This is a genomic window from Ruegeria sp. CDSB114 (assembly GCF_059611025.1).
Genome location: NZ_JBXWOT010000003.1, coordinates 17,039 through 30,340, shown reverse-complemented (window position 1 = coordinate 30,340; position 13,302 = coordinate 17,039). Strand labels below are relative to the sequence as shown.

At 54.3% G+C, this 13,302-nt stretch carries 15 protein-coding genes; 5 read left to right on the top strand and 10 right to left on the bottom strand.

The genetic code is table 11. The annotated features are described in order from the left end of the window. Nucleotides 1-4 precede the first annotated feature (4 nt). The 4 genes from AC2FIP_RS09660 to AC2FIP_RS09645 are packed head-to-tail and all read right to left on the bottom strand — an operon-like array spanning nt 5 to nt 3,402. Complete coding sequence (locus AC2FIP_RS09660; RefSeq protein WP_496691481.1) at nt 5-886, bottom strand: amino acid ABC transporter permease; 882 nt, start codon at nt 884-886, stop codon at nt 5-7. 55 nt (nt 887-941) lie between these two features. Further along, complete coding sequence (locus tag AC2FIP_RS09655) at nt 942-1,775, bottom strand: transporter substrate-binding domain-containing protein (RefSeq protein WP_496691480.1); 834 nt, start codon at nt 1,773-1,775, stop codon at nt 942-944. Nucleotides 1,776-1,811: 36 nt separating this feature from the next. Next, entirely contained in the window at nt 1,812-2,654 is an 843-nt protein-coding gene (locus tag AC2FIP_RS09650; RefSeq protein WP_496691479.1) for an amino acid ABC transporter permease, read from the bottom strand. Between the two features lies 1 nt (nt 2,655). Next, the gene (locus AC2FIP_RS09645; protein WP_496786166.1) at nt 2,656-3,402 is read right to left on the bottom strand and encodes an amino acid ABC transporter ATP-binding protein; all 747 of its coding nucleotides are present in this window, start codon (nt 3,400-3,402) and stop codon (nt 2,656-2,658) included. Nucleotides 3,403-3,718: 316 nt separating this feature from the next. On the opposite strand from AC2FIP_RS09645, the gene AC2FIP_RS09640 reads away from it, so the two are divergent. The 3 genes from AC2FIP_RS09640 to AC2FIP_RS09630 are packed head-to-tail and all read left to right on the top strand — an operon-like array spanning nt 3,719 to nt 6,285. Then, nucleotides 3,719-4,297, top strand: a complete 579-nt coding sequence (locus AC2FIP_RS09640) for a carboxymuconolactone decarboxylase family protein (RefSeq protein ID WP_496786165.1) — start codon at nt 3,719-3,721, stop codon at nt 4,295-4,297. Between the two features lie 11 nt (nt 4,298-4,308). Next, a complete protein-coding gene (locus AC2FIP_RS09635) occupies nt 4,309-4,896 on the top strand; it encodes a helix-turn-helix domain-containing protein (protein WP_496786164.1) in 588 nt (195 codons plus the stop codon). Nucleotides 4,897-4,908: 12 nt separating this feature from the next. Then, nucleotides 4,909-6,285 (top strand): MATE family efflux transporter, encoded by a 1,377-nt coding sequence (locus tag AC2FIP_RS09630; protein WP_496698212.1) that lies wholly within the window; start codon nt 4,909-4,911, stop codon nt 6,283-6,285. Between the two features lie 875 nt (nt 6,286-7,160). On the opposite strand, the gene AC2FIP_RS09625 is transcribed toward AC2FIP_RS09630, so the two are convergent. Genes AC2FIP_RS09625 through AC2FIP_RS09615 form a run of 3 tightly spaced genes read right to left on the bottom strand, consistent with a single transcriptional unit; the run spans nt 7,161 to nt 8,468 of the window. Then, nucleotides 7,161-7,784 (bottom strand): SAM-dependent methyltransferase, encoded by a 624-nt coding sequence (locus tag AC2FIP_RS09625; RefSeq protein ID WP_496786162.1) that lies wholly within the window; start codon nt 7,782-7,784, stop codon nt 7,161-7,163. A gap of 5 nt (nt 7,785-7,789) precedes the next feature. After that, nucleotides 7,790-8,014: a hypothetical protein gene (locus tag AC2FIP_RS09620; protein WP_496786161.1), complete on the bottom strand. Its 225-nt coding sequence runs from the start codon at nt 8,012-8,014 to the stop codon at nt 7,790-7,792. Between the two features lies 1 nt (nt 8,015). Then, nucleotides 8,016-8,468: a MarR family winged helix-turn-helix transcriptional regulator gene (locus tag AC2FIP_RS09615; protein ID WP_496786160.1), complete on the bottom strand. Its 453-nt coding sequence runs from the start codon at nt 8,466-8,468 to the stop codon at nt 8,016-8,018. 83 nt (nt 8,469-8,551) lie between these two features. Between AC2FIP_RS09615 and AC2FIP_RS09610 the strand changes: the two genes are divergently transcribed. Beyond that, nucleotides 8,552-9,262 carry a hypothetical protein gene (locus AC2FIP_RS09610; protein ID WP_496786158.1) on the top strand — a complete coding sequence of 237 codons (711 nt, stop codon included), beginning with the start codon at nt 8,552-8,554 and terminating at the stop codon, nt 9,260-9,262. Then, the gene (locus AC2FIP_RS09605; RefSeq protein WP_496698206.1) at nt 9,249-9,881 is read left to right on the top strand and encodes a DUF2306 domain-containing protein; all 633 of its coding nucleotides are present in this window, start codon (nt 9,249-9,251) and stop codon (nt 9,879-9,881) included. Before AC2FIP_RS09610 ends, AC2FIP_RS09605 begins: the two co-directional genes overlap by 14 nt. Nucleotides 9,882-10,377: 496 nt before the next feature. On the opposite strand, the gene AC2FIP_RS09600 is transcribed toward AC2FIP_RS09605, so the two are convergent. The 3 genes from AC2FIP_RS09600 to AC2FIP_RS09590 are packed head-to-tail and all read right to left on the bottom strand — an operon-like array spanning nt 10,378 to nt 13,292. Then, nucleotides 10,378-11,166, bottom strand: a complete 789-nt coding sequence (locus tag AC2FIP_RS09600; protein ID WP_496786156.1) for a transporter — start codon at nt 11,164-11,166, stop codon at nt 10,378-10,380. Between the two features lie 40 nt (nt 11,167-11,206). Further along, nucleotides 11,207-12,217: a DUF1254 domain-containing protein gene (locus tag AC2FIP_RS09595; protein WP_496786154.1), complete on the bottom strand. Its 1,011-nt coding sequence runs from the start codon at nt 12,215-12,217 to the stop codon at nt 11,207-11,209. Nucleotides 12,218-12,233: 16 nt separating this feature from the next. Next, nucleotides 12,234-13,292: a DUF1214 domain-containing protein gene (locus AC2FIP_RS09590; RefSeq protein WP_496692146.1), complete on the bottom strand. Its 1,059-nt coding sequence runs from the start codon at nt 13,290-13,292 to the stop codon at nt 12,234-12,236. Nucleotides 13,293-13,302 lie beyond the last annotated feature (10 nt).

The window sequence follows — 13,302 nt, the reverse complement described above, 5'->3', positions numbered from 1 at the left end:
CGACCTATCGTTTATCCGATCGTTTTTCGAGGCGGGCAAAGATACGGCTGAGGCCGAAACAGACGATGAAATAGAAAGCTGCCGTTGTGATCCAGGCCTCAAAGATCATACGTGAGGACGCAACAAGTTCGACGGTCTTGTATGTCAGTTCCTGTACTGAGATCAGTGACAAGATCGAGCTGTCCTTAATCAACGAAATAAATTGGTTTGCCAGCGGCGGGACCACTTTCTTCAACGCTTGAGGCAGGACTACATAGCGAAGTTCCTGTAGTTGACTCATCCCGATCGAACGCGCGGCTTCGCGCTGTCCTTTCGGAATTGACTGAATACCCGCCCGGATAATTTCCCCGACAAAGGCGCTTTCAAACAACGCCAGAACGATGACTCCGGAAACCAGCGAAGGGAAACGCCGCATTTCACCAAAAAAGAAAGTCCAGACCTGGTTGTTCTCTTGCCGCGCGATCCCACGCGCCCAGCGTTCAAGATTCAGGGCGTCAATCAGTTGTTGGGACAGGAAAAAGAAGAAGATAAAGACGACAACAACCGGTGGCACGTTGCGCAAAAACTCGAGGTAGGTTCGGGCCAGCATCCGGATTGTCAAATTAGCTGAACACCGGGCAACGCCCAAAATAGTGCCCAACAGAAGGGCCAGAATGCCGGAATAGATACTGATGCGGACGGTGGCAGCTAGCCCCTGCAAAAGCAGGTTGGCAAAGTACTCTTCACGACTTGAATGCCAGCCGACGATATATCCAGGAATAAGCTCCCAGCGCCATTTGTAATTGAGCGTGCCTTCGATCGACAGCCAGATATACCCGAAAAAGGCAATCAAAATCGCCATGATCAGGTAGTCGGGCCATCTGAGCTTCTTGATGAAATTCTGCACCGGGCGCGCTCCGCGTCAATCTCGGGGGCGGTGCACCCGCCCCCGGTTAGTTTAGTTACTGCGCAACCTGATCAGCCCACTCTTCGGTGGCGAACCAATAGTTGTGACGCTCTTCCAGCCAACCGGACCGCCATTGCTGTGCAATCCAGTTGTTGAAAAAATTCATGGCATCCGGATCACCTTTGCGCACCCCAAAGGCCTCACCGCGCGGGTCATAGAGATTTTCGAACGGAACGGACAACGTTTCAGGATTGCGCCCCGCTTCGCGGTTTGGAGTCGGTTGCGCAGCCATTGATGCATGCGCGTTGCCGTTTAGAACTTCCTGGGTCGAGGCCCCGTCCTCATCGAACAAAAGCAAGGTCGCATCAGGGAAGTTCTGTGCGATCACCGCAGCCGGGGTCGCACCGCGGCGGGCGGCAAAAGTGATCTCTGGTTTATTGAAATCTTCCAGTGTCATGCCTTCGGTCATCGATTTGTTGGCAAGGATGGCCAGACCTGAATAGGCGTAAGGATCGGTAAAGTTGATGGTCAGGTTTCGCTGCGCGGTCATCGACATACCTGAGATAATCACGTCGAAATTGGACGACACCAACGCAGGGATGATGCCATCCCAGGCGGTTGGAACGAATTCGACCTCGACCCCCATGTCTTCGGCCAATTTGCGCCCAACATCCAGTTCGAATCCGATCAGCTCACCATTATTGTCACGCATCGACCACGGCACGAACAGTGAAAGACCAATCCGGATCACCCCGTCCTGCTTGATGGTTTCAATCACACTTTCACTGGACAGTTCCTGGGTCGCGCTTTGCGCCCAGCTTGAGGTCGCCAGTCCAGTCGCCACGACCGCACCCAGGGCTACCCCGAGCATTCTGCGAGAAAGCTTCATATTGGTTCTCCTTGTTGTCCGACAATTTGTTCAGGTTTATTGGTCGACGGCATATTTCTTCTCCAGATAGCTCACGCCGATCGACAGGATCAGGGTCACCACCAGATAGACCAATGCGATGGTGAACCAGATTTCGAAACTCATGTAGGTGTCAGAAATGATGTTACGTCCGAAAGTGGTCAGTTCGGCCACCGCAATCACGCTGACAATTGCTGATGATTTGATCAGATGAACGACCTCGCCGGTCATCGGCGGGAGCATGAACCGCACCGATTGTGGCAGGATGATGTAACGATAGATCTGAAAGGGGCTCATCCCGATGGATTTGGCCGCTTCCCACTGACCCGTGGGGATGGCGTTGATCCCCGCCCGCAAAATCTCAGATATCAACGCAGAATGAAACACCGCCAGGGTCAAGATACTCGCGGTATAACGATTAAACCCGAAGATCGGACCCAACACATAGTAAAAGAGATAAAGCAGAACCAAGAGCGGGATGTTCCGGATAAGCTCAAGATAGCCAACCGCAACCGCTGAACCTACGACCAATCCGGACAGCCGCAATAGCGCCAACAACAATCCCAGAACGGTTGCCAGCAAAAAGGCCGTGACGGATAGTTGAATAGTGGCGACCAGACCAATCGGAATTTCGCCCCACTCGAACCCAACCTCGGTATTGCGGTACAGGAACTGTGGTACGCGGTACCACTGCCAATTATACCCCATGCCCTGAGCACCAGCATAAGAGCCATAGGCAATCAAACCTACGATGATTGTATAGATAGCGATCGATACGGGTACTGAGCCAAAAAACCTCTTAATGACCGGCGGTTTCGGCAGCGCCTGACCTGTAGGTCCCGATATGCCCAGATCGCTCATATCAGTGTTCCAGAATTTGGTTTAGGAACAAGCGACAGCGTTCGCTTGAGGGGTTGGTAAAGAACTGTTCCGGCGGCGAAACTTCGACAATTTGCCCCGCTTCCATAAAAACCATCGTATCAGCGACCTTACGGGCAAATCCCATTTCATGGGTGACGACGACCATGGTAATACCGGTCTCAGCAAGTTCAACCATCACATCCAGCACTTCGTTGATCATTTCGGGATCAAGGGCAGAGGTCGGCTCATCAAAAAGCATGATCCGGGTTTCCATGCACAGGGATCGTGCAATGGCCACCCGCTGTTGTTGTCCACCAGATAGTTGAGCCGGGTATTTATCTGCTTGTTCAGGAATGTGGACCCGGTCCAGATAATTGCGCGCAGTCTCTTCGGCTTGAGATTTTGATACCTTGCGCACCTTCATCGGTCCGATCATCAGGTTTTCAAGAACCGTAAGATGCGGAAACAGATTGAACTGTTGGAAGACCATCCCAACTTCTTGCCGTAATTCGCGGATTTCCTTTATGCCTTCATATACTTCGATCCCATCGATCACGAGACGCCCGGAATTGTGCCACTCCAAACCATTGAAACAGCGGATCAACGTGGATTTCCCCGAACCGGACGGGCCGCAGATCACCACCTTTTCACCCTGATGAACACTCAGATCAATGTTCTTAAGCGCATGAAATGAGCCATAGAATTTATCCAGGTTGGTTACCTCAATCATGGGAGAAGGTTGGTTCATGACCGGCCTGTCGTTTCGGGAGACCACACTTTCGGGTGTCCTCGTGAGTGGATGAAATCAGAGGTGAGAAAGCTACCGCCCCGAAAATCCGTCGGGAAATTCTGTTGCCGTGGCTCGATCCGGGGATTGCCCAGATAGCAGCCGTTGGCTTGGCGATGCGATTGAGTGGAGCAATCGGGCAAGGCCATAGAATCCTCAAATCTGTTGCACGCTAATTAATATGGTTGCTTAATATGCAATATTCGTCAATAAAAAACTCAACGGGCAGGTTTTGGCTGCCTAAAAATTGAGCTGACGACCAAGGGAGGAAACATAAATGTCTGCCTGGATTCGGATGATTTCTGACGAAGAAGCCGACGATCAGCTAAAGGCCACATTGGATATGGCACGCACGCCGCACGGGACGGTGGATAATGTCATGCGCGTGCATTCCCTGCGGCCCAACACAATGAAAGGGCATGTTATTTTGTACCGAGCGTGCCTGCACGATCACGCAAACTCCATACCGATGTGGTTTCAGGAAGTCATCAGCTCTTACGTGTCGACCCTGAACAACTGCCCCTACTCCTATGCCAACCACTGGGCAAACGCTCGGCACCTGATTGATGACAATGTGCGCGCCGATGAAATTGAGGCTGCGCTAAAGGCCCACCAACCGCAGGATGCTTTTGAAGGGGCACACCTTGCTGCATTGATCTATGCCGAGAAACTTACCCTAGCACCCGGAACGATGGTTGAGACGGATGCAACCACACTGAAAGTTGCAGGTTGGGAGGATGGCGAGATCCTCGAAATCAACCAGATTGTGAGCTATTTCAACTATGCCAACCGTTTACTAAACGGTCTGGGCGTCACCACGGATGGGGATGTCGTGGGTTACTACGCCGACGAGTGACAGGATGTATCATGCAAGGTGACACTCCGGGAAGACAAATTGATCGCGCCATCGGCGCATCGCTAAAAGAGCTGCGCCAAAGCCGGAAGCAATCAGCCCGCCGACTTGCCGAACAGTCTGGCATATCTGCGGCGATGGTAAGCCGCATAGAGAATGGATTGGTTTCGCCCTCGATCGACACATTGGCCGCATTGGCCGAGGCGCTTGAAGTTCCCATCGTCTCGTTGTTTCGCGATGCACGAACGGATCACACCGACTATACCCTCGTCCGTCACGGTCAGGGATTGAAATCCACCCGGCTGGCGAGCGGTCATTCCCATGAGTATGTCAATCTCGCGCTACATTCCCGGAAAGATCTGAGGTTTCAGGCACGCCGTGTAACCCTGCTGCGTGACGAGGGCCATCCACCAACCTACGTGGGTCACGGCGTTGTCTTTGTTCAGGCGATCGAGGGGCAGGCGGTTTATCGTTATGGTGAGGCCCGGTTCACTTTGTCGGCGGGGGACAGTATCAGCGTGGATGCCGAACTGAACCATGGATTTGAAGAAGTTTTAACACCCGAATTTGTCTTTTTGACCGTGCAGGCCGAGCGCCCGTAATGACCTGCTGATATGGCCATTCCAGCCGAACTTGATCTGACACGCGGACCGATCTCGGCGCATTTTCGAACACTGGCAATTCCTGCCGCAGTCGGAATGCTGTTCAACACCCTCTACAACGTCGTGGACATGTTCTTTGCTGGGCTTTTGTCCACCAGCGCACAGGCCGGGTTGGCACTGGGGTTTCAGGCGTTTTTTATTGCCATATCGGTCGGCGTTGGGCTTGGGGCCGCGATGAGCGCTCTTGTTGGAAACGCTCTGGGAGCCGGCGATCATCGCAAAGCCCGTCGGCTGGCAGCGCAAGGAATGAGCTATGGACTCATAGCGTCCGGCCTATTGGCATTGGCTGGGCACTGGTATGGTCCAGCTCTGATCCGGCTGGTGTCTGAGCCGGGCGCATATCGTGATGCGGGGCTGCGTTACTTCTATTGGTTGCTTTTGGCTCTGCCTGGGTTCTTGCTGGCGTTTGGGTGCAACGGTATCCTACAGGCGCACGGCGATGCGGTTTCGATGCAGCGCGCACTCGTGGTCGCATTTTTTGTCAATATCGGTCTAAACCCGCTGTTGATCTATGGCATTCCAGGTCTGGTTCCCGGCATAGGCTTCGATGGTTTGGCTGTCTCGACCGTCATCAGTCAGACCGGCGTCATGGTCTTCATGGTCCGGCAAGTACTCGGACGGCGAAGGATGAGGCGCATACGATTCCGAAACTTTGCCCCACGTTTGGAAAAGTTTGCCGAAATATCTGTCCAGGTTCTACCAACAGCCACATCCTTCATGGTGATGTTGCTGTCAGGTTTTGTCATGCAGTTCGCCCTGAAAATCTTTGGGGAACACGCAATCGCGGGCCATGGAGTGGCAATTCGACTTGAACAGATTCTACTTTTGCCGGTGCTTGGTGTAACCGGGGCGCTGCTACCAATTGCGTCCCAAAATTTTGGAGCCCATGAATACGCGAGAGTAAGGGAAGCAGTATTTTATTGCTGGAAAGTTGGCTTCATCATGACAGCTATCGCAGCGCCTACTCTATGGATATTTGGAAGACCCTTGCTGCGGCAGTTTACTGATGACCCCGAAGTCATCCGCGTTGGAGTGAGTTACTTGCGCGTCGACAGCCTGATACTGCCTTTCTATATGATGCTTTTTTCGATCAACTCTCTTTTGCAGGCTTTGAAAAGACCAATTTGGACGGTGTGGATCAGCCTGTATCGGCAAGGGTTTGGGGTAGCCTTTTTTGTCTGGGTTTTTGTTTGGCTGCTGGGCTTTAACGAAACCGGTGTTTGGTTTGGCACCGCGGCTGCCGTTGTGACAGGATGGGCGATCGCTCTTATCGTGACCACACATGTAGCACAGCGCGAGATAGGGGGGTTTTGGGTGTTGTCACGTTAACATCCAGTCCACAAAGAAGTGCCCATGCTCAGATTTCAAGCTGCTTGGGAGGCGACATTCCAGGCATCAAATGGATAGTGCCAACTTGTTTGCGCGTTCTGAACTGGTTACCGCTCACGCATGAAGATACCGTTCAAAAGGCCGCGCCTGAAGGGCTATCGTTTTTCCGCGAGAGATCATCGCCTAAGCCGCCTGGATTTACCATCGTTTTGCGCTCAGTACTGCTCAGGTTAAAATTCTGCGCGCTGCGCGCAGCGTTACGGTCAGCGGTCTGAACTTGATGACCCAGCGGCGGAGGGTCGCGTAAGAAATATCGACCCCGCGATGCAGAAGCCTCGCGCCTACTTCACGCAAGCTCGAACATAAAGCCACACAGCCTGGGGAATGATCCGAGAAGGAAATCGGTGACGCTTGTAGGTGATGGACGATGGATTCATCGATGCCACCTACGACCAATTCCAAGCATGAGTAACCAAACAACGGTTAATGTGACAACACCTCTGAATGGGTTTCCACAGATCGATTGGATTTAATTCCGGATCGCGAATGCGAGCAAGCCTTCCAATCCCCCATCTCGACTTCGACGCCGCTTTCGATTCCGGCAACATTCAGCTCTTTGAACATCGCATCAAAGTCCGCAACGTGGAATGTTCAGCATGAAGCCCCGGTCTCCGGGATAGTAGTCGCTGTCTTTCGGGAACGTCGAAAAGATTGTCACGCCGCGCTCGCTGATCCAGGATTGCATGGTGGGCGAAGCCGGAGTTGACGGGATTGATAGATGGGTCCCATATCATTCTGCTAGTCTAGCCGGATCATCAGATATGAAGAAAGATCTTCCAATTCCACAAATTTGTGCAGTGTTAGATCTCCTTTGGTTAGTTTCGGTTAGGATCGTTCTTCTGGCCGATGACACAAATCGCCGGAGTGGCCCCGCCAAAGATCTCGATTTCGGTCACGTTCTCGAAACCAACAGCGTGGAGCGCTTCCTCGATGCTGGCGATCATGCGTCGCGCAGCACCCGGGCCATCCGCGTCCAGCCGTGGTTGATAGGTGGTCAGGCAAAGCCCGCCAGTATCCAATGCTTCATATACTGCACCAAAAAACCCGTGTTTGTCGCTTTGAAACTGTATGACGTTCAGCGAGAAGATGCGGTCAAATGCGCCCGGCCAGTTAGCAAGGCGGTCGATCCCGCCCTCGATCAACGTGACTCTGTCTGCAGCACCCTGTTCTCTTAACCGATTGCGAGCCTGCCGGATCATCACCTCGGAATGGTCAAGACCGACCACCCGCCCTGACGTTACAACAGAGGCACATTTAGCGAGGGCCAGACCGGGGCCGCAGCCGATCTCAAGCACGCGGCTATCGGGCGACAGAGCCATCAAATCGACTGTTCTGTCATTTCGGAAACGGTTCGATTGCCGCGCTGCCATGATCCGTCCCGCCAACGCACCCAACAGGCCCGATGGATGCCGAAACTGTGCGACGATCTTCGGTTTCATCGACACTACGCGTTACCCGCGCGAGACACCCACAGGGGCATCGCCAGCAACCCGCCAGTCGAAAGACCGAGAACGCCAAGGGCAAGCCCATGGCGATACGCCATCTCGGGAAACCCCAGAAGGTCCACCGCAAAAGAAATCCACGACCACAGGGCGGCGACACCCCATATAAATAGTGCGACAATGACGATGCCGAGGGTCTTGCTGTGACGTTTCGAGTGCTGAATCATGTTAGCTCCCCTTCTCCATCATGATTTCAAGCGCGTCGTTGAGACTGGCCAACAGCTGCGCCGAAGCTGCGACATCATGCGCTGCCATGGCCTCGGCCAACGCGGCCATCGGTGCGTCTTCCCGGTCCTGCATCTCGGCAAAAAGATCAATGCCAGTTGGGGTGGGCAAATAGAGTACTGATCTCTTGTGATCGGGATTGTCCTGCGCGTGGGCAAGACCCTTCTCCAGTAGGGTATTCATGTTTTTTTGCACATGCTGACGCGAGACACCTTTGGCTTTGGCGATATCGGGCACCGTTTGCGGCGCCTTGAAGATCAATGCCTGAAGGACCGCCCGCATCGACGGATTGATATCCAGATCGGCGTGCAGAGCTTCGGCAACGGATTTGAGCCGGTTGAACGCTGTCCTTATTTCTCTGATCAGCGCGGTGAGTTCTTTGTTTTGCTGCGTCACGCGGGGGCTCCGGGATTCTATTTGACAACTTAGGTGTCATTGTGAATTATGACAACTTAATTGTCAATATGGTGATGCTACTCATGTTCACGCAAACCCATCTACTGATCGGAGCCGCAATCTTCGCGAGGCCGGGACGCACTACGGTTGCTCTGGCTGGTCTGATGGGCGCGTTAGTGCCTGATACCGATGTCTGGGCGATGTTCATGGTCGAGCGGCAGCAAGGGGCCAGCGGATGCCAAGTGTTTCATTATCGGTACTGGGAGCAGCCGTGGACAACGCTTCAGATGCTGCTGAACTCGATCCCCTTGTATCTCGCCCTTATCGCCCTGGGCCTCACCGGTCTGATCCTGCCTGCCGTTTGGTCACGTAAGATCGCGCTGATCGTGATCGTGTTCGCCAGCTCCGCACTGCTGCATGTGGGGATTGATTTTCTGCTGCACCATGACGATGCGCGCGCGCAATGGATGCCTTTCTCGGGCTGGATCTTCCGCTCACCAGTTTCCTATTGGGAACCTCGATACTACGGTCGGGTTTTCATGGTACTCGAGATCGGCTTGGGGCTCACTCTCGCCGCATTGATCGGCCTGCAGTTTCAGTCAAGGTGCGTGTGGGCGGCGGTTGCAATTGTGTCGCTTGGTTACGCAGGGTCGATTGCCGCTGCTCTGGTGTCTGGTGACGACCACGTGCGGGGGCCAGGGTCCTGCGAAATCCTCAAACTGGATGCTGGGTCGATGCTCACGGCCGGTGCGGGCAAGTCGATGATAGGCGCGCGCGGAGATGGCCATTATTAAAGATCATTTCATGCGATGGCGTTGGAAAATGTGGGGCGCATGGTGCATCCTTGCAGCTACCGGCGTGGCGTATGGGGTTTTCGCTATCGCAGCAAGTATTGGCCTTGCTGAAACTGACAAGATGCGCGCGCTGCCGTTGCCATTTCAAATCCATGCTCTGGCTGGTGGAATCGCATTGATCGCCGGGATAATGCAGTTCAACCCTGCGATACGAACCCGTTTCATTCGCGCGCATCGCTGGGGTGGCCGCATCTATGTCTACAGCGCATGTCTGGCGAGCATCGCGGCGGTACTCAATGCTGCATTCTTCGATGTGAGCTGGGCCGCAAGATTGTCGTTTTTCCTGCTGGGATTCTTTTGGCTCCTGTCCACGCTTTTCGCATACAAGATGATCCGGAAACGCAATGTTTCTCTGCACCGTGAATGGATGTTGCGAAGTTATTTCCTGGCGTTTTTCTTCGTGACATTCAGCTTCTGGGTGCCGGTCCTGGCAGGCGACAATCTGGGAACAGGCACGGCATATTTCATCGCTGTAGCGATGAGTTGGGTCCCCAACCTCCTACTTGCAGAAGTATGGATTCGAAGAACGCGCGACAGAGGCAGCGCGTCAACAAGTTGACCGAACGCGAGATTTGGTATTTTGCCAAGGAGCCGATATGCGTCGGGCGCGCAGCGTTTGTCAGAATGGGCTCTTTGCGATCATGCGGCAGTGCAGATCACCGCTTCGGTGGAAGACGCCCGTGCCGACGTGACGGCCCTAAGGAGACATCCAAAGACATACCGCGATACTGCGGTTGCAACCCTCTTTCCAGACATTCGCTGCAATCGCAATAACTCGACATTTTCGAACACATGGATTGTGGGACAAGGCAGTCTTTCGCAGTATGCGGGCCAAGGGCTGATTTACGGAACTTTAAGACTTCTGGGTCCTTTCTCCCTGGACTGAAGGAGATGCTACCATCGCGTTATCAAAGCACCAATGTGTGCGGCCGAGTTTGAGGCGATTGCAACTTCTGAGGTGCGAGCTCGACATGCGCTTAACCATTCAGTTGAATCTGTTCTACCATCAAGACTCCCTGACTTCCGCGCTTAACCAACAGAGCCTGTGCCAAAGGTCAGCGTCTTCTGGGCAATACTACCTGGGCCTGCAAGCGCAATCTGAGGCCCTCCGCACCCACCTCGGGTGCCTCCAGCCAATAGCCGGCACCTGCTTGCAGATTGACCGGCAGTGTCCCCCATTGGACTAAGCGCGAGACCGAGGCATTTATCGGCACGGCCCAGGTTTCAACCTCCCAGTCATAGGTGCTTTCGCTTTGCAGTGAATAGGTCCAGGCACCTTCAGTGGAGTAAGCAAGAAAAGGTTGGAGAAAACTTACATTCGTGGGGTTTTCGGGGTGGCTCTCAAGATCCCACAGATGATTGGCCAGCGCACCATAGGTCCACGGCCCGGTCTGACGCAGGGCAATGCCGGTGATCCCGGCTGCCCATGTGTCGCTTGACACGTCGCTAAAGGTTGGTAGCCGCACGACCGGACCAATGCCCCATGTCAGATCCCCTGTTCCTGTGGGAGAAAACCACGCGGAGAACAGAATATCGCCGACCCCTTCCTGACGCGTCCCCGGCACAACGTCCTCCTGCCAGATGTAAGGAATGATAGTACGGGTGATCAGGTTTAGGTCATTGTTAAGTTCAAAGGGCACGACCGGCTGAAAGTTCAACGTGGTGCGCGACCCCTGATCAGAGACACCCAGGTTATCATCATAGTTCAACTGAAACGGGACCGAGATAATGGCAGCAAGCGGGTTGGCCAGTTCCTGGGCCAAATCGGCGGCCTCGTCTGCAACGGTTGAGGTTCCTACGCTGGCTGCAAAAAACAGCCCCACAAGTGCATGGGATCGACGCATAGCCGTGTACTCCTTTTGAAGGGCGGGATGGGCGAGTGGCCTAGTTGATCGGTTCCACCGTCGGGAACAACCACCTACCGTTCAGGATTGCATCCTCTGGCTCGTAAAGGCGGACCGCGTAGTTCCACCCCGGAGTGATCGGAAGGCAGTTCACGCGGCCGTCGTCGCACCCACCAAAATGGAGTGTGACTGATCCGTCTTCCGCGGCTTGGGCCGTATAGCCGTTGTAGCTGTTAACACCCAGATCATTAGCAGCCAGGAAACCCTCGCCATTATAGACGGTCACCGACCAGAACGCCCGAACCGGGACATCCTTAACTATAACCGCGTGTGGCGTTTCTCCATCGTTCGCATCGACCGCGCCCAACAGGTAAATCGCTGCCTCTGGGGGCAAGCCGCCCCAACCCGAGAGCGCCCCAACCAGAAACTGAACCGGGTCAACGTCCTCTTTGGCTCTACCAAAGGCACGCGACGTATCGATGCCCAGCAGGGACAAATCGCTGATTGCCTGACGCGCTACGGCAAGTTGTTCGGTATTCCAGTTGGGCGCATCAAACGGACCAGTTCCACCGCCACTGACAACAATCTGATCCTGCGCCGCCCGCGCCGCAGCGATGTCTTGTGGGTCAGTTACATCTACAAAAGTGCGGAAGGCAATGAATCCGAAAGGCGTACCAAGGTCTTCTTTGGTGATCAGGTACGTGCCGGGCGTTGCCTCGGCGTACATGAAATGATCCTGGTTGATGACATGCATCGAGATGTAACGGCCATCCGCCTCGGGGAGCGTAACTTCGACGGGTTCGGTCAAATCGAGCAGAACCGCAGAGTAAAGCGTATCCTGGTTCATTCGGATCACCGGCTGATTGTCAGGTGTTGTGGCTTCGCGCATATGCCCTAACTCGCCAACGACCAAGCCGAGATTACTCATGTTGGTGCGGAACATATGGTCGGTTTCCGCGCGCACGAGATTGTCCACGGTCACATCAACCACGTCCTCGGCCCAGACCCCTGTCGGGAGTGTCAGGGCGATTGCCAGAAAAAGCTTCTTCATTTTTGCATCCTGTCATTCAGTTCACGGGTTGCACGGTCGGGAATACCCAACTTCCGTCGATGACCTCGGAACCGGGCTGATACAAGCGCACGGCGTAGTTCCAGCCGTCCATGATTGGAAGGCAGTTCACGCGGCCATCGTCGCAACCGCCGAAATGCACGGTCACACTGCCATCGTCGTTCTGGGTGCCCGAAACCGAGTTGACCACGTAGGCGTCGAGGGAATTGAGTTCAAAGAATCCGTCTGCATTGTACAGGCTCACGGACCAGAATGCGTTTACGGGAACATCCGCCGGCACCTGGATATAGTATTCGCCGAGCGGCAGGCCGGGCTCGATATTGAGATAAAAGGCTTCTTCTTCTGGTAGACCTCCAAAGCCGGCTGCGGTGCCCAAGAAATGGCGCAACGGGTCGACGTGTTCTGCCGTGCCAAAGGTCCGAACGCTGTCTGTTGCAAACCTGCCCAACTCAATCGCGGCCTGACGCACGGCCGCGAAGCTTTCGGTGTCATAATTGGGCATCTCGAAGGGCGTTGCCGAGGCAGCTTCGATAGTGAACCCGTCCTGAATTGTGTTGACTGCCGCGATGTCCTCCGGACTCTCGGCATCCACCAGTATTCTCATGAAAACAAGTACGTAGGGGGTGTCAAATGTGTCCATGTCGAGCTGAAACACACCACCACCATCAAATACTTCATTGATGAAATGGTTCTGATTGACCACCATCGTTGTCATGTACCGGTCGCCCACATCGGGCAGTGTCAAGGTTGCGCCTTTGCTGATGTCGATAACCGCAACGCTATAGAGTGTGTCCCGGTTCATCCGGATAGTGGGCTGATTGTCGATGGGCGTGGGTTCATTGAAGTGGAAGAACTGGTTTACGCCTCCGGCCAGCCTGTCATACGTTTTCAATTCGTTGTCAGTCGCAGCCCGAACAAAGTTACTTATTGTGACCGGCACCTCGTATGTCTCGGCAAGTGCATCAACTGTGGTATCAAAGCTCTGAGCCGTCGCGGAGCTCCCCAACGCTGCAGCCAAGGCCGCCAGCTTCCAGCATTTGCGCGTGTGATTGATCATTTGCCGCTCC